Consider the following 19,902-nt stretch of genomic DNA (forward strand, 5'->3'; position numbering starts at 1 on the left):
GGTGGGCAGCGTCGCGCGCTCGCTCAGAAGCAGCGGGGCGCCGAGGAGTGCGGCGAGCGCGCTCGCGGGCGGCCCCAGCGCGGGCTGGTCGGCGGGCATGACGACGGCGACCCCGCCGCCGTCGGGATGGGCCTTCGCGCTGACGGCCGCAGCGAGCGCGACCGGGTTCTCGGCGGCGATCTGCGGCTCCTTCGCTGTAAGCGGATACGAGATGCGCCACCGGTCGATGCCGTCGGCGATACCCTCGGCGACGCGCGCCTGATACCGCGGTGACTTGAGCGCGGCCACGTCCTCGGCGTTGGTGAAGTACCCGCATTCGACCAGCACGGCGGGCATGTTCGTCCAGCGGCACACATAGAAGCCCGATCCTCCGGCGCCATGATTCTCGCTGCTGGTGCGTGCCACTACGCCGTCCTGAATCGACGCCGCGAGCGCACGCCCCGCCTTGTCGCCTCGGGCGGCGAACGTCTGCGTGCCGCGGATCTCGGGCTTACGCGAGGCGTTGTTGTGTACGCTCACGAAGACGTCGGCGTTCGCTGCGTTCGCGATGTCCACGCGAGACTGTAGGTCGCTGTGCGAGGCGGCCGCGCGCTCGTTGAGCGAGGTGTTGACGCCGAACGCCCAGAGCCGCTTCTTCAGGCCGACCCAACGCCAGGTGGGAATCGTGGCGGTCGCAACGCGCGAATCGGTGGTGCGCGTCATGATCACGCGGTAACCGCGGCGCGTGAGTTCGGATCGGAGCTTCTTGGCGATCGCGAGGTTGAACTCCTCCTCGCGCACGCCGTCCACGCCCACGCCGGATGTGCCACCGCCGTGGCCGGCATCGATGACGACGAGCGGCCCGGTCTGCTCCGCGCCGCGCAGCAGAAATACACCTGCGACGGCGATAAGCGCAAACAACACCACGGCGCCGGTCAGTACGGCGGTCTTGGCGCGGCTACTCACGTTCGGTGGCGGATGGGCGCGTCAGCATCGCGGGCACAGGCACCTGCGCCCGCTACTCGGGCGTGCCCGAGGAGACCGCGTAGAGCACCGAGGAGCCGGCGGGCACTCTGCTGCCTGAGACGGGCAGCTGCAGGATCACGTTGCCCTCGTCCACATCGGCGCTTGGCTGGTCGACCGGGTAGGCAACGAGCCCCGCCGCTTCAATGGCTCTGCGAGCATCGGCCGAGGACCTTCCGGTGACGTCGGGCACCGCGATGGTGGAGTCCGAGCCCAAGGACACAACGATCCCGACCACGCCGCCCGCAGCGGTTTTCGAGCCCGCAGGCGGCATCTGCGAGATGACGACACCCTTGGCGACCGTTGCGCTCTGCTGCCGATTGACCTGCACGCTCAGGCCCGCGCCACTGAGCGCCGAGGAGGCGTCCGCTTCTCGGCGGCCCACGACGTTGGGGACGGTCACGGACTTGGACGACTTGCCGAGCGAAAGCACGTAGGAGACGAGTGAGCCCGGATCGACCGAGGCCCCCTTCGCAGGGTTCTGCAGCATCACGCGGTCTTTGGCGACGGTGTCGCTGTACGCGCGCTGGACTGAGGCCTTCAGGCCGGCCTTCTCAATCGCGGCGCTGGCCTCGGACTGCGTCTTGCCGGTGATATCGGGCACCTTGACCTTGTTTGGCGCCGCGCCCATCGACACGACGTACACGACGGTGGCACCGGGGTCGACCTTCGCTCCCGCAGCGGGAACCTGGCCTCCGATGCTGCCCTTCGCGACATCAGTGGAGTGCTGGTCGACTTGCACCGGAACCAGCTGCGAGCCGGCGATCGCCTGCGATGCCTCATCGGCACTGAGCTTCGACAGGTCGGGGACGGTGATCGAGCCGAGCGCGACGGCGACGGTGACTCGGACTGACTCGCCCTTGCGCAGGCTCGTTCCGGCAGCGGGATCCTGCTGGTAGATCTGCCCCGCAGGCACGCCCGGCGTGAACATCCTGCGCACGTCACCAAGCTTGTAATCGGCATCTTGGAGCGTCCGTACGGCCTGCTCGGCGGTCATCCCGGTGACGTCGGGGACTTTGGGGCCGCAGCCCGTGAGCGCGATCGCAGCGATCACGATGAACGCGAGTACCGCGATCAGCAGGGCGGGCGTCGTGCGCCTCGAAGCGCTCATGAGGGGCTCCTCTCGTGATGACCTTCGGCTCAGTCTATCGCCTCGGCCGTCGCGTGTCCCCGCTACGGTCGGCGTTCGGGGTCCGCGGATCGTGTCGCATGCTCGCTGCCGGCCTCATCGCCGGATTCAGTGGCGTCGACCGTGGGAGTGGCCTCGGGATTGGGCTGCAACGCCCCACCGAAGTCGTGCACGAGCCAGGGCGCTTTGGGAGACGCCTGCGTGAGCACGAAGTCGAGGTCGCCTGCTGGTCTGCCGAGGACCGCGGTGTAGGCGACGTTGAGCACGACGAGCTTGTAGGGGGGCTTGCCTATCTGCTCGGCGTAGAGCTCGGCGAAGGTGCGCTCGTCGCTTACGTAACGGCCCGGATGCATGACGGTGCGCACGCGCGCGGTCTTCCACCAGCCGACGTCGGACTTCCATCCCTTGCTCGCGGTCTCACCCCGCCGGTAGGGCGTCATGAGCTTGGCGGCCTCGCTCGCGTCGCGGCTTGCGAGCGCATCGAGGTAGGCGAGCATCGCGTCCTTGGCCTGCGCGATGTCGTAGCGGTTTGCGCTGGCGACCGCCGCGACGGGCGCAGGGCGGACGGCCCCGGAGCGTGTCTCGGCGGCTGGAGCGTCGCGCCACGGCATGATTGAGCAGCCGGACGCGCCGATCAGCGCGCAGGCGACAACCACCACAGCGGCTGTGCTACGGAACGTTCGGATCGTCTCCATCGACCTCGAGCGTGATCTTCGTGCCCGGCGCGACCTTCTTCCCGGCCGCCGGGAGCTGACCCTTCACGAGCCCGGTGGCCGTGACGTTGTTGTAGGTGAACTCGACCGCAAGTCCGGCATCGGTGAGCTTGGTCTGTGCGGCATCGGGCGACATATCCAGGACGTTGGGAACCGTGACGAGCGGCTTGCCGGTGGACACGTCGATGGTGACGGTGCTGCCCTTGGGGTACGAGCCGCCGGCCGACTTGTCCTGCGAGATGACGCGACCTTCCTTGACCGAGCTGCTCGACGAGCTCGTGACCGACACCTTGAATCCGGCTGCCTTGAGCTTGCTGGTCGCGCTGCTCTTGGTCAGGCCCTCGACGTCAGGTACGACCGCCTGCTCGGTCCCGAGTGAGAGCACGTAGTTGACGACGGTGCCGCGCGTGACCTGCTCGCCATCGGCGGGTTCCTGGCTGATGACGCTGCCGGCGGTGACTTTGGGATCGAACGTCGACGATGCGACACGGCTGTCGAGACCCGCTGCCTCGAGCGCCGCGTCGGCCGCAGCCTGCGGCATCTTGCGGATGTCGGGAACCACGACGAGATCGGGACCCTTGCTGATGACCAGGTCGATGGGGGTGTCCTTCTTGGCCGGCGTGCCGGCGCCAGGACTCTGCGAGATGATCTTGTCCTTCTCGACCTCGTCGCTGAACTCCTGCTTCACGTTGCCGACGATGAACCCGGCCTCTTCGAGGGCGACGGTCGCTGCGGCGCGGTCCAGCGTGCGAACGTCGGGTACGGGCTTGACCGCGTTGCCGAGCAACCCCATGTACCATGCCACGCCGAGCCCGGCGAGGATGAGCGCAGCCGTGACGGCGATCCACGGCCATACGGGCTTCTTCTTGCGCTGCGCCGTGCGTGCGACCGCTGCACCGCTCGCGCCAACCGGCGACATGACGGCTGTGTGATCGGCCGAGCCAGCGGCTCCGGCGACGTATCCGGCGGCTGCCGCAGCGCCCGCGAACCCGGCGGCGGGACCGACCGGCTCGCCCTGGATGACGCGCAGCAGGTCGCGGCGCATCTCCTCGGCGGTCGTGTAGCGGTCATCGGTGCTCTTCGCCATCGCGCGAACGATGATGGACTCGAGGCTACGGTCGATATCGGGGTTGAGCGCGCTCGGCCGCGTCGCGGTCTCGTTGACCTGCTTGAGCGCGACGGCCACGGGGGTGTCGGCGTCGAAGGGCACGTTGCCGGTCGCGGCCTCGTAGAGCACGACGCCCAGCGAGTACAGGTCGCTTGCCGAGTTGAGCGGACGGCCCTGCGCCTGCTCGGGCGAAACGTAGTGTGCCGTGCCGAGAACCGAGCCGGTCTGTGTCATGGTCGAGTTGCCGGCGCGTGCGATGCCGAAGTCCATGACCTTCACCGTGCCGTCGGGCTGCACCATGATGTTGTGCGGCTTGATGTCGCGGTGAATGATGTCGTACCCGTGCGCGGCGGTGAGCGCCGAGCACACCTGCGCTCCGATCTCGGCGACGGTGCGGGAGGGCAGGGCGCCCTTCTGCTCAATGATCGACTTCAGGTCGGTCCCGCGGACGTACTCCATGACGATGTAGTACGTGTCGGTGTCCTGACCCCAGTCGTACATGTTGACGATGTTAGGGGAGACGAGATTGGCCGCGGCCTGGGCCTCCTGGCGGAAGCGCTGCGTGAAGTTGGGATCGGACGCATAGCGCGGGTGCATGACCTTGACCGCTACGGTTCTGCCGAGCACCTCATCCACGGCCTTGTAGACGTCGGCCATTCCGCCCGAGCCGATCTTCTCGGTCGCGCGGTACCTGCTTCCGAAAACCAGTTCGCTCACTGTGTCCCCCGTGCTCGCTCACCTGCGGGAATGATTCCCTGCCGACATTCTAGACCACTACTCGTGCTTGGTGCCGTGCGTATCCGTGCCGTTGATACTTCATATGCGCTGTGTGTGTGCTGCATCGCTCTATCGACCCTTCTGCGCCGAGAGGGCCGCTTCCAACACGGGCTTGGCCGCCGGCGCGGCGACCTGACCGCCCACGCCACCGCCCTCGATCATGATCGCGAGGGCCACCGTGGGGTTCTCGGCGGGAGCGAAGGCGATGAACCACGCGTTCGTGGGCCTGCCCTTGCCGACCTCGGCGGTGCCGGTCTTGCCGGCGACCTTGGTGCCGCTGATGCTCGCCCGATAGCCCGAGCCTCCCGATACGACCTTCTGCATGATCCCGGCGACGATCTTCGCCGTGGCCGGGTCGGTGGCGCGCGAGAGCGAGGCCGGTCGAGTGGTGCCCACCTGCTGGCCGAGGTTGTTGCGAATCGAGCCGAGCACGTGCGGCTTCATGACCTCGCCGTCGTTGGCGATGCCGGCGGCGACGAGCGCCATCTGCATCACGGTCGCCTGCGGGCCGGCGGGGCTCTCGTGCTCGCCGACGGGCTGGCCCACGCCGGCCCACGCCGTTTCCCACTCAGTCATCTCCGCAGGCTCGGGCATGAGCGAGGTCTTTGCGCCGATCTCGTAGCCGAGCTCGCGATCGAAGCCGAAGAGGTCGGCCTGCTTCACGAGCGCCGGCGCGCCGAGCTTCACCGCGACCTGCGCGAAGACGGTGTTGACCGACTTCATCGTCGCCGTCGTCAGGTCGATCTTGCTGTAGCCGCCACCCTCGTAGTTGGTGACCGGCGCGCCACCGATCTTCATCGAGCCGGGGCCGGCGAACGAGTCGGTCGGGGTGGCGACGCCTTCGGACAACGCGCCGGTCAGCGTGACGATCTTGAAGGTCGAGCCAGGCGCGAACAGCGCGTTGCGTGACCGGTCGAGCAGAGGCGAGTCCGGGTCGGTGCTGAGCGCGTCCCAGTTCTTGTCGACCGTGCCGGGGTCGTAGGTGGGGTTCGCGGCGGCGGCGAGGACGGCCCCGGTGCGCGGGTCGAGCGCCACGACCGCGCCACTGCGTCCGGCGAGCGCCTTCTCGGCGGCCTTCTGCACGCGTGAGTCGATCGTGAGCACGACGTCGTTGCCGGGCACCGAGCGACCGGTTGCGGCGTCGATCACGTCGCTCCAGCTCGTGAACGCGCGGGTGCCGCCGGCGAGCATGTCGTTCTCGGCGGCCTCGATGCCGGTGCGGCCGTAGCGCGTTGAGTAGTAGCCGATGGTGTGCGCGGCGAAGGTGCGCTTCGGGTAGACGCGCTCGAACGTCCCGCGACCGGCGGGGTTGGACTCGGCGAGCACAACGCCGTCGCGGGTCACTATCGAGCCGCGGTCGTCTCGGGCCTGCTTGGCGAGGTTGCGCGTGTTGGCGGGGTTGTTCGAGAGAGCGCGTGCGTCGACGACCTGGATCCACGTGAGGTTGACGACGAGCGCGGCCATGAGCAGCGCTGTGACCGTGGTGATCGCGACGAGTCGGCGTCCCAGCGCGAGCCGGCCCAGCACGCCGAGGTCGGCGCTGGTGGACTGGAGCGCGACATCGACGCCGGTGCCCTCGTCGCCCGCGCGAAGCAGCAGCGCGAGTGCGATGAAGCTCGAGAGCAGCGACGAGCCGCCGTAGCTGACGAAGGGCAGCGTGACGCCGGTCAGCGGGATGAGGCGCGTGACGCCGCCCACGATGACGAACGCCTGCAGCGAGATCGCTGCGATGAGGCCTACGGCCGTGAACGCCGCCATGTCGGTCTTGGCGCGAGCGGCCGTCGCGAAGCCGCGCACCGCGAACGCGAGGAAGCACAGCACCATCGCGGCCGCGCCGAGCAACCCGAGCTCCTCGCCGATCGCCGAGAAGATGAAGTCGGTGGTGACGAACGGGATGCGATCGGGCAGCCCGCGGCCCAGACCGACGCCGGTCAGCCCGCCCGCCGCCAGCGCGAAGAGCGACTGCACGAGCTGGTAGCCCTTGCCGGCGGCGTCGGTGAACGGGTGCAGCCATATGTCGACGCGCACGCGCACGTGGCTGAACAGCTTGTAGGCGACGGTCGCACCGGCGCCGAACAGCACGAGTCCCACGACGACGTAGGCCGCGCGGCCGGTGGCGGCGTAGAGCATCACGAGGAAGATCGCGAAGAAGAGGAGTGACGAGCCGAGGTCGCGCTCGAACACGAGAACGACGAGCGAGATGACCCACATGAGCAGCAGCGGCCCGAGCGTGCGAGGCTCGGGAAGCCGCAGTCCGAAGATGCGCCGCGTGGACACCGAGAGCAGCTCGCGGTTCTCGGCGAGGTAGGCCGCGAGGAACAGCACGATGAGGATCTTGGCGAGCTCACCGGGCTGGAAGCCGAAGCCGCCGAAGCGGATCCACAGCTTGGCACCGTTGATCTCGCGTCCGATGAACGCAGGCAGCAGCAGCAACACGAGGCCGCCCACCATGAGCGTGTACTTGTAGCGCGCGAGCCGTTCGAGCGACGGAACTGCGACGAGCGTTGCGACGAGTGCCGCCACGCCCACGAACAGCCAGGTCACCTGCGATGCAGCAAGCGTGGCGTCGAGACGGGTGACGACCGCCAGGCCGATACCCGACAGCACGAAGACGATCGGTAGCAGCCCCGGGTCGGCGTTGGGTGCGAAGCGGCGCACGGCGAGATGCGCCGCGATGAACGCCACGAGCAGCGCGCCGGGTACCAGCAGGGCGCTCGGCTCGAACACCTTGGCGCGCTGCGCATCGACGAGCGCGAACACGAGAAGCACGGGCGGGGATGCCGCCAGCAGGAGCAGCAACTCGGTTGTGCGGCGCGATCTCATCGGCGGCGCCTAGAGGCCCGAGGCCGTATAGGCGCGGGCTTTCGCCCGGGCCTCATCGAGGCTCTTGAAGCGCATGCCCTCGCGCAGAGTCTGCTGGTCGGCGGGGGGTACCGAATCGACGGTGACGGGGGTCGCTTCGACGAAGCGCTCGAGCTTGAGCGACCCGAGCTGACCGGGCACGCCCTGGTAAACGTAGACGACGCCGTCGGCGTTCGCGCGCAGGAACGCCTGCTTGTAGGCGTAGAGGTAGCTGCCGTAGACGATGCCACCAACGACCAGCACGAAGAGCAGCAGCCAGCCGATGATCGCGAGGATGCCGCTATCAGCCCGCTTGCCGCGCGCGTCCACCGACGAGCCTGCCCGAGACGGGTCGCCTTCGATGTCGACGACGATCACCGAGACGTTGTCGTGTCCGCCGGCGTCGTTTGCGGCGTCGACGAGCATGCGCGCCGCAATCGCCGGGTCCTTGTAGGCGCCGAGCGCCTCGGCGATTGCGCCGTCCTCGAGCATCGCCGTGAGGCCGTCGGAGCACAGCAACAAGCGGTCGCCCGGCTCGGCATCGTAGTCGAACGCATCGGCGGCCATGTTGGGGTCGGTGCCCAACGCGCGCGTGATGACACTGCGGTTGGGGTGGTAGCGGCTCTCCGCCTCGGTGAGTTGTCCTCGGCGGATCATGTCGGCGACCATCGAGTGGTCGTCGGTGAGCTGCGAAAGCTCGCCGGCGTGCAGCAGGTAGGCGCGCGAGTCGCCCACCTGCGCGAGTGCGATGTGTGTGCCCTCCACGATCGCGGCGGTCATCGTCGTGCCCATGCCCTGACGACCGTAGCCCTCACGGGCGGCGCGCATGACCTCGCGGTTGGCGGCGCGAACCGCGCGAGTGAGTGCCTTGGAGTCCGGACGCCTGGGTGCGTGATCGCGTAGCGTCTCGACCGCGATCGAACTCGCGACCTCCCCGGCCTCATGCCCCCCGAGTCCATCGGCGACGACGAACAGCGGCGGCTGAGCGAGCACGCTGTCCTCGTTGTGCTCGCGTACACGACCGACGTCGGTCAGCGAGGCCCAGCTTGGCTTGGTTTTCGGCGTCATGAGCGACCTACCTTGAGTCGGACGGCGCCGATGTCGATCACATCGCCTACACGCAGGGACATGGGAGCGCGAACGGTCGAGCCGTTGAGCAGCGTGCCGTTGGTGGAGCCGAGATCCTCGAGGACCGCCGTGTCGGCTGATGGCGAGACCCGCGCGTGGCTTCCGCTGACGAAATCATCGCCGATCACGATGTCGGCGCCGGGCGATCTGCCGATGACGACGGGGCCGGCGACCGGCACGGAGACGCCCATGAGCTCGCGCGGGCCCTGCACCACGGCCAACGTCCACTGCCCACGGCCCTTGCCGCGTTGACCGGCGACAAGCCCGATGCCGGTCTTCACCGCAGCGAACAGGAACAGGTACAGGGTGGCGAGCAGGAGGAGTCGGCCGGCAAGCAGCGCGACGTCGATCATCCGATCAGCCCCTTGGGCCGTGGTAGACGAGCTCGGTGATGCCGACGACGATCACGTCGCCGTCTCGCAGGACGATGCGGTCGATGTGCGCACCGTTGACGACGGTGCCGTTGGTCGAGCCGAGGTCCTCGACCGCCCAACCGTCGTCGGTGCGTACGAACGCAGCGTGCTGACGCGACGTGTTGTGGTCCTGCAGACAGACGTCGCAGCTGCCCAGACGCCCCACGAGCATGCGGTCACCACGCAGCACGACGTCGTGGTCGATGCCACGGACGGTCACGGTTGCGATGTGTCCGGCTCGCGTGCCTGTGGCATCCGAGTCTTCGACCTCGGCGTCGAAGAACAGCGCGGGTCGCACGACGGGGATCGACGGCTTGCGGCCCGGCGTGCCGAGGCGCCCGAGCTCTGCGAGTTCTTCGAGGGCGGCTTCCTCCGCCGCCGAAGCGGCTGCGCCCGCACCACCTGCACCGATGCTCGCAGCACTCGCCGCGACACCCTGCGCCTCGACGGGCTCATCGGCGTAGTCGTCGCCGAGCTCCTCGGCAAGCTCCTCCGGCGACAGCAGCTCGCCGATGACCTCGAAGCGCCCGAGCTTGAGCTCGGGGTCGACGATGAAGCGAACGACCGGGCGCACGGCGAAGGTGTAGCTTCGCTCGCGGGCGTAGCCGACCAGGTAGGTCTCGAGCTCGCCGGCGAGGGTCTCGGCGAATCCACCGAGGTTGTCATCGTCTTCGGGCGACAGCAGCACGCTGTAGAGCGTGGGGGCGTACACCTTGCCCACGCCGACTTTGCGCCCGCGCTCGACCTCCTTGCCGGCCGCCTTTGCTATCTCGGCGGGCTGTACGGGGGAGCGAAACACCCGAGCGAAGCCGCCTTCGACGGCGCGCCCGACTCTGTCCTCGAACTCCGAAAGCAGGCTCACGGTGGCCCTTCGTCAGGGCGAACCGGACACTTCCGTTTCGCCGTCTTGTTCAGACCGCACCGGCGCACCGAGCGCCGCGGCCACAAACACCATTGTAAGGGACGCGACGACAGACACCGCGAGCCCGGTCGTCATCCACGGAGGCCCGCTGCCGAGTGACACGCTGACGAGGTCGGCGAGTATGTAGGCTCCTGCGAGAACCGCGCTCGCCGCGCTGGCTCCGATCATCGCGGAAAGCCGCGAGCCCTTTGCCGAGAACCACGACATCACCGCCGCGCACAGCGGCCAGCCGGCGAGTGCGATGTAGGTCGACGGATTCGTGAACGCCTCACGCAGCGCGGCGCCGACCAGTGGGCCTCGGCCAACGTCGAGGAAGACGCTCGAGACGACGTGGGCGTAGGGCGGCTCGACAAGAGACGCAGCCGAGGCGACGAACGACAGAAGCCCCGCGATGAGACCCGCGATGGTGGCCTGCCGCAGCGGCAGTACGAAACCCGCGATCATCGGAGCCGCCGGTGAGAGGTGAAGTAGCCCGAGCGCGGGTGCTGAAAGCGGTATGACCGAAGCGCTGTTGCTGTGCCGTGCCGAGAACCACCACCACGCCCCGCCGCCCAACACGGCCACGAAACCGAGCAGGTAGTTGCCGGTCGAGAACAGCCCGATCGCGAATGCGGCCAGTCCGAGCACGGTCCCAAGCGGAGGCGCGAGCAGTCCGGCCGTGGCGATCATCGCGCAGGCAGCCAGCACGCCAGCGCGATCGAGGTTCGTGCCCGAGAGCCCCGCCCAGGCGAGCCACGAGGACTCGACGGCCGCGATCGAACCCACGAGCAGGCGCCCGGAGCGTCCGCGCAGCCGGTCCCAGAGGCCGACCTCGTCGAAGCCGGGAGTCTGTGCTTCGGGCTCGTCGTCGGAGTGGGCCGCCACGAGCTCGGCGAGCGAGCGCTTGCCCATGCCGATGTCTCCCAGTTGCGGCTCCAGCGCGTCGGCGAATGCCACGACGCTGTTGTAGCGGTCCGCCGGGCGCAGTCCGAGCGCGGCGAGCAGCACGTCGTCGATCGCATCGGGGAGCTGCGGAGCCAACTCGGTAGGCGGACGTGGATCCTGCGTCTCGAGCCGCACGATGGCGGCCTCGATCGTGTCGTCGTCGAAGGGGTTCTCGGCGGTGAGGCACTCGTAGGTGACGGCTGCCAGCGCCCACACGTCGGTGGGCTCACTCACGCGCATGCCCTCGAGCTGTTCGAGCGGCATGTAGCCGATGGTGCCGCCGACACTCGCGCCGTGACCCATCGCAGTCGAGATCGCCGCCATCCCGAAGTCCGCGACCTTCACGCGCCCATCTCGGGCGATGAGGATGTTGGCGGGCTTGATGTCGAGGTGCAGCACGCCGTTGTCGTGTGCGAAGTCGAGCGCATCGGCGACCGCGCCGAACACCGCGGCCATCTCATCGAGGTCGAGCGGCTCACCGAGGTCGTCGAGGATGTCGTCGAGGCTCGCGCCGTCGACGTGTTCCATCACGAGGAACGCTTCGTCATCGTCGGTCTCGAAGTCGTGGACGGTGACGATCGCAGGGTGGTTCAGCATCGCCGCCGTACGAGCTTCCGCGAGCCCAGGCGGGTTGGCGACCGGATGGCCGTCGCGGTCCAGCGGCAGCGGCATGCGTTTGATGGCGACGCGTCGATGCATGCGCGTGTCCCACGCAAGCACGACGACCCCTGCACCGCCCTCGCCGAGTTCCTCGAGCGGGCGGTAGCGGTCGAGAACCAGCGGTTGCTCCACGCACCCTCCCTCGGCGTTGCGACCGGCATCCTCTCGGGGCACATTCTAGCCCAGCACCCGCGGTGCGGGGTTATGCGAGACTTGGCGGCGACATCGAACACGCTCGCGTCGCGCTCACCCGCGATGCGCCGGGAGGTCTGCATGCGCCCCACGCTCTCCGTCGTCATCCCCGCGCTCAACGAGGCCTCCGGAATCGCTCACCTGCTCGAGCAGCTCGCCGAGCAGACCACGCCGCCCGACCAGGTGGTGCTCGCCGACGCACACTCGATCGACGACACGCGTGCGATCGCCCGGGCGGCCGGCGCGCTCGTCGTCGATGGCGGGATGCCGGCCGTGGGCCGCAATGCAGGAGCCGGCGTCGCCACCGGCGAGATGCTGCTCTTCCTCGACGCCGACGTCGATCTCGACTCCGACTTCATCGAGTCCGCGGTCGCCGAGTTCCTCGAGCGCGACCTCACGATCGCCGGGGCGCGCATCGAGCCGCTCGAACGAGAGCCCGGCAACCTGTTCGCGTGCGAGGTCGCCAACTTCTACCTCGAAGCCATGCAGTACGTGTCACCGCACGCGCCAGGCTTCTGCATGCTCACGCGCAAGGCGACTCACGAGGCGATCGGCGGGTTCGACGAGGAGGTGTTGCTCGCCGAGGACCACGACTACGCGCAGCGCGCCGCCAAGCTCGGCAAGTTCCGGATTCTTCGAACCGGGCCGGTGCGCACATCGATGCGACGCATCGAGAAGGAGGGCATCCTCCAACTCGCGTTCAAGTACGTCTACTGCGAGCTGCACGTGGTGGCGGGTCAGAAGATCTACGAGGTGCCCTTTGACTACGAGTTCGCATCGTTTGGCGAGAAGGACCGCGCGCGGTCCCTGGTGGCCATCGACGAACTCCGCGCGCAGCTCGGCGACGTGCGTCAGACGCTCACCGAGCTTTCCGAGGAGACCCGCGAGGCCCTGTGGCAGCTCGCGCAGACCGAGGTCGCGCCTGAGCGGTTCGAGGCCGCGCTCGCGCGCGTCGGGGGAGCGGACGCCGCACGGCTGCGCCGCTACGTGGGAGCTCGCGTGCGTCTCGCCCGACGCGGCCCGCGTGCGGCGATCGCCCGCGTGCGCGAGGCAGCAGGCAGCGTGTGGGCCGAGGTCACGCGGGTCTTCGAATAGATTCTTCTTGACCGATGGCACGGCGCTCGCTATGTTTCGACGCATGAATAATTCGAAGAACGAAACAAATGCTCCAACCGGCGGCATGGGCGACGCACTTCTCGACGAACTCGATGACGTGATTCTGCGCATGGGACGCCTCATGTCGGCACGTCACTTCGGTTCCGAGTGCAACGCGCCCGACGCGATCACGCTCTCTCAAGCGCTCCTCATGCGCGCCATCGAATCGCACGGCGCGGTCAAGATGAGCGAGGTCGCCGCCCTGCTGGCGATCAAGGCGCCCGCCGCATCGGCTGCGATCGATGCGCTCGAGCGTGAAGGCTACGTCGAGCGCGCGGCGGACCCCTCCGATCGCCGAGTCACGCTCGTGACGCTCACCCCGCTCGGTTGCGACGCGCTTCACGCCGCCGAGACCCGTCGCCGAGACGCGATGCGCCGCCACATGGCGGTGCTCACCGACGACGAGATCCGAACGCTCATCACGATCCACCACAAGCTCATCGACGCCATGGTGGCGTCTGCGCCCTGATCCGCAGCGGGCACTTCGCCCGCGCCCGGCTCGAACACTCCCGCGTCCCCGTGGCGCGTTTGCTCATGAACCGCTCGGCCACACAACGCCGACACGACAGAACGGAACCACAGTGGACCGCATAACCAAGTTCGCACTCAAGAACGCTGCAGCGATCATCATCGTCGCAGTGCTTGCCGTCGCCGGAGGCATCTACTCCGCGTCGCAGCTCAAGCGCGAGACGATGCCGGACATCAACATCCCGGTCGTGGCGATCGTCACGCCGTACCCCGGTGCTGCGCCCAACGACGTCTACGACAACGTGACGAAGCCCATGGAGGCGGCGATCGCCGCCGTCCCGGGTGTCGAGAAGGTGCAGGCGACCTCGGCCGACTCCGTCTCGGCGGTCATCGCGCAGTTCTCGTTCTCAGCCGACATGGACAAGGCCGAGCAAGAGATCAAGAAGGCCGCAGACGCCGTGAAGTTGCCCGAGACGGCAGTCACGCCGCAGATCAAGCGCATCAGCTTCGGCTCGGCACCGATCCTCAAGATGGCGATCACCGGCGGCGAGTCCGAGTCCGAGCTGCGGGCGGTTGCACGCGACACGGTCGTGCCGGCGCTCGGTTCGGTTGCGGGCGTGGGTCAGGCGTCCATCGCGAGCGACTACCAGAACTCGGTGCGGATCAAGCTCGATCCCAAGAAGCTGCGCAAGCACGGTCTCACCGCTTCGGGTGTCACCCAGCAGCTCCAGGCCGCGAACCTCTCGTTCCCGGTCGGCGCGGTCGACGTGGCCGACGTGAATCAGCCCATCCGCGTCTCGGGCACGCTTGGTACGGTCGACGACATCAAGAACTTCTCGGTGGCGATCTATCCCAACACCAACGCGATGTTCGGTGACGCGTTCGCCTCGATCGGCAAGGGCTTCGGCGCGCTTGGCGGGGCGCTCGGCAAGATCGGCGCGGGCATGGGGCAGCTCGGCAGCGGCATGGGGCAGCTGGGGCAGGGTCTCGGCGGCGTCGCCGGACTGCAGCAGCTGCAGGCGTCGCTCGTCCAGCTGCAGATCCCCTACGAGAAGGCCGCTGCTCAGAACGCCTCGGCGCAGAAGATCTACGACAAGGCACAGGCGATCGTGAGCGACCCGACCACGGCCACGGCCGGCGGCCCATCCGATCACGACCGCACGCTCGCGCAGGACGTGAGCGACGACGCGAGCGCGACGCTGAAGAGCACCAGCGCGCAGATGGCTGCGCTCGCGCCGCAGATCGGCTACGTGAAGGCCGCCATCGCTGGTGTGCAGGGCCAGCTGTCCGGGCTGAACTCGGGCGGCTCGAGCTCGGGTATGTCGTCGGGCGGGTCGTCCGGCGGATCCTCGGGTGGCATGAGCATGGGCAGCAGCTCCATGAGTTCGCCCAAGATCAAGCTCATCAAGCTCAAGGACATCGCCGAAGTCACCTACGGGCCCGGTGAGGTCGTGGGTAGCCGTGCCAATGGCGAGCCAGCCGTCCTCATCGACATCGTCAAGACGCAGGACGCCAACACCGTCGACGTCTCCAAGGACGTCCGGGCCGAGATGGACAGGCTCTCCGGGCAGCTTCCCAGGGGCGCAGAGGTCACGTACGCCTACGACGCGTCGGTGGGCATCAACGCATCGGTCGACGGCATGGTCCGCGAGGGTCTGCTCGGCGCGCTGTTCGCGTTCATCGTCATCCTGTTGTTCCTGCGCAACTGGCGCTCGACCATCATCGCCGTCGTCTCGATCCCGATGTCGGTCGTCATCGCGCTCGTCGCGCTCAAGTTCACAGGCGTCACCTTGAACGTCATGACGCTCGGCGGCCTGACTGTGGCCATCGGCCGCGTGGTCGACGACTCCATCGTCGTCATCGAGAACATCTACCGACACCTCTCGAAGGGCGAGCCGCGCACTCCCGAGACGATCCGCAAGGCCGTCTCGGAGGTCTCCTCGGCGATCACGAGCTCGACGATCACCACGGTCGCGGTGTTCCTGCCGCTGGGCCTGGTCACGGGCATCATCGGCAAGATCTTCCGTCCGTTCGCCATCACGGTGGGCATCGCGCTGCTTGCGTCGCTGCTCGTCGCGGTCACGATCGTGCCGCTCATGGCGAAGTGGACGCTGCTGCGCGCCAAGGTGAAGCAGGAACCTGAGGGCGATACGAAGGTACAGGCGTGGTACAAGCGCATGCTCGGATGGGCGCTCGGCCACAAGGCGGTCGTGCTCGCCGGCGCAATGGCGCTTCTCGTGGGCTCGCTCGCGCTCGTGCCCTACATCGGCACCGGCTTCGTGCCTGAGAGCAAGGAGAAGTACGTCAACGTCACGGTCGAGTATCCCGAGGGCACGAAGGCTGCGACCGTCGACAAGACGATGCAGGCCATCGAGGACAAGCTCTCTGCCGAGAAGGCGGTGCTCGTCTACAACACCAACGTCGGCTCGGCCGGTGGATTCGATCTGAGCAACGGTGTGACCGGCACCAACCGCGGTGCGATCTTCGTCAAGCTCGATAGCGAGGCCGATACGCGCAAGATCGTCTCGGAGATGCGCACCGAGTTCAAGGAGATCGACTCGGCGGCCAAGATCACCATCAACGCTCAGAGCGCTGCGGGTTCGAACTCGACGATCGAAGCGGTCGTGACCGGCGACTCGCTCGCCGACATCCGCACGGGAGCCGAAGCGGTGACCGAGGCGCTCGATGGCCTGGAGGGCGTGGAGAACGTCGCGAACAACCTCGGCCAGGAGCGCAAGCAGATAGCGATCACGGTCGACGAGAAGAAGGCTGCCAAGCAGGGGCTCAACGCCGCGATGGTCGCGGGCACCGTGCGCAGCCTCGTCGCCGAGCAGAGCCTGGGCACCGTGAAGATCGACGGTAACGACACGCCGATTCTGTACTCGCTGAAGCTCTCGAAGGTCACGGGCATCAAGCAGATCAAGAACATCACGCTGGACACGCCGCTCGGCAAGAAGATCAAGCTGTCCAAGATCGCCTCAGTGGTCGAGACCGGTAGCCCGGTCTCGGTGCTCACGAAGGAGGGTGACGAGTACGCTTCCGTTTCCGGCAGTATCACCTCACGTGACACCGGTTCGGTCATCACCGCTGCCAAGGAGCGCATCGCGAAGGTCAGCCTGCCCGAGGGCGTCTCGGTCGAGGTCGGCGGAACCGCCGAGCAGATGAACGAGAGCTTCGCTCAGCTCGGCATCGCGATGCTCATCGCCATCGGTGCGGTCTATCTGGTCATGGTGCTCGCGTTCGGCGAGGCTGTGGCGCCGCTCGCGATCATGTTCTCGCTTCCGCTCGCCATCATCGGCGGCCTGCTCGGGCTGTTCGTGATGAAGCTGCCGCTCGACATCCCGGCGTTGATCGGTGCGCTGATGCTCATCGGCATCGTCGTGACCAACGCGATCGTGCTCATCGAGCTCGTGCAGCAGAAGCGCGAGAATGGCGAGTCGATCAACGACGCGCTGCGCGACGCCGGTGCGACCAGAATGCGTCCGATCCTCATGACCGCGCTCGCCACGATCTTCGCGCTCGTGCCGCTCGCCTCGGGCTTCGCCGAGGGTGCGCTCATCAGCCAGTCGCTGGCGGTCATCGTCATCGGCGGTCTGACGACGTCGACGGCGCTCACGCTGGTGGTCGTGCCGGTCGCCTACGCGCTGCTCGAGGGCTGGCGCGAGAAGCTGCTTGGCAGCCGCCACGAGACGCCGGAGGGCGATGGCCCCGAGGGCGGGTCGGATGGCGACGGACCGGAGTTCGGCCCCGACGACTTCGAGACCATCCCGGAGTAGCGGTTCTTACTGCACGAGACGCACGAGGCCCCGCCCGGGATTTCCGGACGGGGCCTCCGTTGTTGCAGCCACGATGGGGCGCCGACTACCGCGCCGTCACCGTCCGATACGGCCCGTACGCTGAAGCGTTCGTGTCGCTGCGGTCGAACTTCAGGCGGTAGCGCCAGCTCCCGGAGCTCGGCAGTTTCATGCGCGCCGAGTACTTGCCCGCCGAGAAGCTCGCGGTAAACGAGCGCCGAGCGATCCAGTGCCCGTTGGTTCGCTTGTACGCGATGACCTTGCCGGAAGCGTGCTGCGCGGCCTGGCTCGGCGAGATCGTGCCCTGCACGGTGTACGTGCGGTTGTGTACGACAGTGCGCGGCTTGCTCGGCGTTCCGATCCTCGGCCGAGCGGCCACCACGACGACGTCGCTGACCGTGGACAGATGCATCGTGTAGTCGGGGTCGGACGGCACGCGCATTCCGCTGTACCTCGCGCGGTACTTCGACGTAGTCGAGAGCGCCGGTGCCGGCGTGCTCCACCGTCCGAGCGAGTCCGTGAACTCGCTGCTCACGCCCACCCAGTGGATGCCATCGGTCGAGCGTTGCACCGTGACCTCGGCGGTCTGAATGGGATCGCCCGCATCGGTCAGAGTGCCCGAGATGGTGGGCTGAGCCTGATATGCCACCGAGGACGGCGCCGTTATCGAGAGAACCGGCTCGGCTGCAGTCGCCTCCATGAGCGTTGCCGATGAGGTCCCGTTGCTCATCGAGAACAACACGCGACCGTCCTGTGCCGAGAGCAAGTCCATCGCCGATCCGACGGCCACGATGTAGGAGGTGCCGAGCCTGGTATCGAACATGAGGATAGTGTCGCTCCCCGGAGAACCGGACCTGAAATACACCTTGGTGCCGTCCACCTTCGGGTCGTACGCGAACCCCGTAACTGCGATGGTGCCCGTCGTTCCGTCCGAGACGTTCCGGTACTGGATCACGTGCTTGTTGGCGATGGGGTCGTCGTGTTGCCAGGCGAACAGGTCGCCGTCGAAGTCCTGGCCAGCTTGATCGTTGTTCCACGCCGGCATGACTCCGGTTGCGATGATTGACGTGTCGGCCGGATTCGTCTGGCTTGTGAGCATCAGGTCGAACGTGTCCTGGCCCAAGTCGACGTCGGCGTCTTGCATGTACGTGACGTAACCGTCGTTTGCGACGGGCTTGTACTGCCACTTGTCGATCGAGTTCAGGCGAGTCAGCGCAGTGGGCTGAGTGACGGAGGCGACCCACACCCGCTGGCTGTCATCGGTGAACGGGTCCGCATTGATGAGGACTGCGAGCTTGCCGGTCTCATCGTCGATCGAGCAGCTCTCAGCATTGGCGGTCACGGTGACCGGCTCGCCCGCAAGGGTGCCGAACGCCTGCCGATACAAGCCCCAGGTGCCCGCGTTCTCACCGGGGTAGAACGCCCACGAACCCGCCGCCTGGGGGTTTCGAGCCGAGGTGAGCCCCTGGCCCAGGTCCGTCACCGTGCTGGTGCGCAGGTCGTACGCGCGCACGACGCGCCCGGCGATGTCGGTGCGTCCGACGACCAGGCGGGACCCAGCGAAGTCCCCCGTCTTGTAGGCGTATTCGCCCAGATCGCCGACGCCGTTTCGCAGGAGTGGACGCATGGCGAACCAGTCGTTCGGGAAGGCGACACCACCCCACGCGACCGAAGCCCCCAGCAGCGCGAGTGCGCTCGCGAGTACCAGCGCACGGATGAGTGTTCGTTTCATGGTCGTCCCCCTCAGTCAGTCGCGACACGCGCCCGCGGACCTGTGTCGAGCCGCCGGTCAACCCTTCCCCGAGTTGTTCCTTCCCCGCGAGGCACTGGTCTATGCTGCACAGGTCGACCGTCACAGAAACGAGGTGCCGCGTGTTCGGATGGGGTGTCAAGAAGATCACGACCGCCGAGCTGGCAGAGAAGATGGGCGCCGGCAAGGTCGTCCTTATAGATGTGCGTGAGCCCTCGGAGTTCAAGGGCGGCCGTATCAACGGTGCGATCAACATCCCGCTCGGACAGCTGCGGACAGGCGTCGCGAAATACGACCCTGCCGCCGAGACGTTCCTGATCTGCGCGAGTGGCAGCCGCAGCGCAACCGCCGCGAAGCAGCTCAAGTCGATGGGATTCGAGAACGCCTACAGCGTGGCCGGCGGCATGGCCGCGTGGCGCGGCAAGGTGAAGCGCTAGCCGGCGTACGAGACCGCCGAGAGCTGCTCGCGATCGAGCGGCTCGGCGCGATGAAACGTCAGGTGCCCTCCGGATGCGCCGACTCGCGTGTCCTCGACGAGGACCCAGCCGCGAGCGGTCATGTCGCCCACGATGCGCCGCAGTTCGGCTTCGGTGCGAACGCCCATTCGCTGCGCGGGAACGTAGACGACCTCGGTCTCGACGTCGAGCCGCAACTGCGTGTCGTCGGGGGCGATGCTTCCGTCGTGAGCGGCCGAGGAATGCGAAGAGTATCCGAGCGCCAGCGCGCGGACGTCGTTGGACGCCCACCTCAACTGACCTGCGGCGTCGAACGCTCGCAGCTCTTCGATACTGAGTTCGCCGAGACCCTCGGCCGTGAACGTGCCGTATGAGAACTCGACGTCACGTTCGATCGACTCGGGTGTGCTCTCGAGGACGGCGATCAGCATGATTGCCTCCAGTCCGCTCGGTTCATTCACCACGCCAGGC

At 67.6% G+C, this 19,902-nt stretch carries 15 protein-coding genes; 4 read left to right on the forward strand and 11 right to left on the reverse strand.

What is annotated here, in order from left to right; translation table 11 throughout:
- The 9 genes from HGB10_02225 to HGB10_02265 all read right to left on the reverse strand — a co-directional run.
- Positions 1–945, reverse strand: a 945-nt coding sequence (locus tag HGB10_02225) for an N-acetylmuramoyl-L-alanine amidase (protein NTU70626.1), incomplete at its 3' end; no start/stop codon positions are given.
- Positions 946–997: 52 nt separating this feature from the next.
- Entirely contained in the window at positions 998–2,113 is a 1,116-nt protein-coding gene (locus HGB10_02230; protein ID NTU70627.1) for a PASTA domain-containing protein, read from the reverse strand.
- Positions 2,114–2,175: 62 nt separating this feature from the next.
- Positions 2,176–2,826 (reverse strand): hypothetical protein, encoded by a 651-nt coding sequence (locus tag HGB10_02235; GenBank protein NTU70628.1) that lies wholly within the window; start codon positions 2,824–2,826, stop codon positions 2,176–2,178.
- Positions 2,801–4,669, reverse strand: coding sequence for a Stk1 family PASTA domain-containing Ser/Thr kinase (gene pknB, locus HGB10_02240; GenBank protein NTU70629.1), 1,869 nt, complete (start codon positions 4,667–4,669; stop codon positions 2,801–2,803). Before pknB ends, HGB10_02235 begins: the two co-directional genes overlap by 26 nt.
- Before the next feature lie 129 nt (positions 4,670–4,798).
- Positions 4,799–7,552 (reverse strand): FtsW/RodA/SpoVE family cell cycle protein, encoded by a 2,754-nt coding sequence (locus HGB10_02245; protein NTU70630.1) that lies wholly within the window; start codon positions 7,550–7,552, stop codon positions 4,799–4,801.
- A gap of 9 nt (positions 7,553–7,561) precedes the next feature.
- Complete coding sequence (locus HGB10_02250) at positions 7,562–8,638, reverse strand: Stp1/IreP family PP2C-type Ser/Thr phosphatase (GenBank protein ID NTU70631.1); 1,077 nt, start codon at positions 8,636–8,638, stop codon at positions 7,562–7,564.
- Positions 8,635–9,051, reverse strand: a complete 417-nt coding sequence (locus HGB10_02255; protein NTU70632.1) for an FHA domain-containing protein — start codon at positions 9,049–9,051, stop codon at positions 8,635–8,637. The genes HGB10_02250 and HGB10_02255 overlap by 4 nt, the downstream gene beginning before the upstream one ends.
- A gap of 4 nt (positions 9,052–9,055) precedes the next feature.
- A complete protein-coding gene (locus HGB10_02260) occupies positions 9,056–9,973 on the reverse strand; it encodes a DUF3662 domain-containing protein (protein ID NTU70633.1) in 918 nt (305 codons plus the stop codon).
- Positions 9,974–9,985: 12 nt separating this feature from the next.
- A complete protein-coding gene (locus HGB10_02265; GenBank protein NTU70634.1) occupies positions 9,986–11,749 on the reverse strand; it encodes a serine/threonine protein kinase in 1,764 nt (587 codons plus the stop codon).
- A gap of 141 nt (positions 11,750–11,890) precedes the next feature.
- Between HGB10_02265 and HGB10_02270 the strand changes: the two genes are divergently transcribed.
- The 3 genes from HGB10_02270 to HGB10_02280 all read left to right on the forward strand — a co-directional run bounded on the left by HGB10_02270 (position 11,891) and on the right by HGB10_02280 (position 17,208).
- A complete protein-coding gene (locus tag HGB10_02270) occupies positions 11,891–12,904 on the forward strand; it encodes a glycosyltransferase (protein ID NTU70635.1) in 1,014 nt (337 codons plus the stop codon).
- A gap of 85 nt (positions 12,905–12,989) precedes the next feature.
- On the forward strand, positions 12,990–13,433 hold the full coding sequence (locus HGB10_02275; protein NTU70636.1) for a winged helix-turn-helix transcriptional regulator: 444 nt from the start codon (positions 12,990–12,992) through the stop codon (positions 13,431–13,433).
- 112 nt (positions 13,434–13,545) lie between these two features.
- Positions 13,546–17,208, forward strand: a complete 3,663-nt coding sequence (locus tag HGB10_02280) for an efflux RND transporter permease subunit (protein NTU70637.1) — start codon at positions 13,546–13,548, stop codon at positions 17,206–17,208.
- 85 nt (positions 17,209–17,293) lie between these two features.
- On the opposite strand, the gene HGB10_02285 is transcribed toward HGB10_02280, so the two are convergent.
- The gene (locus tag HGB10_02285) at positions 17,294–18,958 is read right to left on the reverse strand and encodes a hypothetical protein (protein NTU70638.1); all 1,665 of its coding nucleotides are present in this window, start codon (positions 18,956–18,958) and stop codon (positions 17,294–17,296) included.
- 101 nt (positions 18,959–19,059) lie between these two features.
- On the opposite strand from HGB10_02285, the gene HGB10_02290 reads away from it, so the two are divergent.
- On the forward strand, positions 19,060–19,413 hold the full coding sequence (locus tag HGB10_02290; GenBank protein ID NTU70639.1) for a rhodanese-like domain-containing protein: 354 nt from the start codon (positions 19,060–19,062) through the stop codon (positions 19,411–19,413).
- Here the strand turns inward: HGB10_02290 and HGB10_02295 are convergent.
- The gene (locus HGB10_02295; GenBank protein ID NTU70640.1) at positions 19,410–19,862 is read right to left on the reverse strand and encodes a hypothetical protein; all 453 of its coding nucleotides are present in this window, start codon (positions 19,860–19,862) and stop codon (positions 19,410–19,412) included. The genes HGB10_02290 and HGB10_02295 overlap by 4 nt on opposite strands.
- Positions 19,863–19,902 lie beyond the last annotated feature (40 nt).

The organism is Coriobacteriia bacterium (assembly GCA_013334745.1).
Taxonomy (GTDB): domain Bacteria; phylum Actinomycetota; class Coriobacteriia; order Anaerosomatales; family JAAXUF01; genus JAAXWY01.

Excerpts from the sequence above, each read along its gene's own strand:
- HGB10_02290 (NTU70639.1), top strand. The coding sequence starts at position 19,060 with ATGCTGCACAGGTCGACCGTCACAGAAACGAGGTGCCGCGTGTTCGGA.
- HGB10_02255 (NTU70632.1), bottom strand. The coding sequence starts at position 9,051 with ATGATCGACGTCGCGCTGCTTGCCGGCCGACTCCTCCTGCTCGCCACC.
- HGB10_02285 (NTU70638.1), bottom strand. The coding sequence starts at position 18,958 with ATGAAACGAACACTCATCCGTGCGCTGGTACTCGCGAGCGCACTCGCG.
- HGB10_02245 (NTU70630.1), bottom strand. The coding sequence starts at position 7,552 with ATGAGATCGCGCCGCACAACCGAGTTGCTGCTCCTGCTGGCGGCATCC.
- HGB10_02250 (NTU70631.1), bottom strand. The coding sequence starts at position 8,638 with ATGACGCCGAAAACCAAGCCAAGCTGGGCCTCGCTGACCGACGTCGGT.
- HGB10_02230 (NTU70627.1), bottom strand. The coding sequence starts at position 2,113 with ATGAGCGCTTCGAGGCGCACGACGCCCGCCCTGCTGATCGCGGTACTC.
- HGB10_02295 (NTU70640.1), bottom strand. The coding sequence starts at position 19,862 with ATGCTGATCGCCGTCCTCGAGAGCACACCCGAGTCGATCGAACGTGAC.
- HGB10_02275 (NTU70636.1), top strand. The coding sequence starts at position 12,990 with ATGGGCGACGCACTTCTCGACGAACTCGATGACGTGATTCTGCGCATG.
- HGB10_02235 (NTU70628.1), bottom strand. The coding sequence starts at position 2,826 with ATGGAGACGATCCGAACGTTCCGTAGCACAGCCGCTGTGGTGGTTGTC.
- HGB10_02270 (NTU70635.1), top strand. The coding sequence starts at position 11,891 with ATGCGCCCCACGCTCTCCGTCGTCATCCCCGCGCTCAACGAGGCCTCC.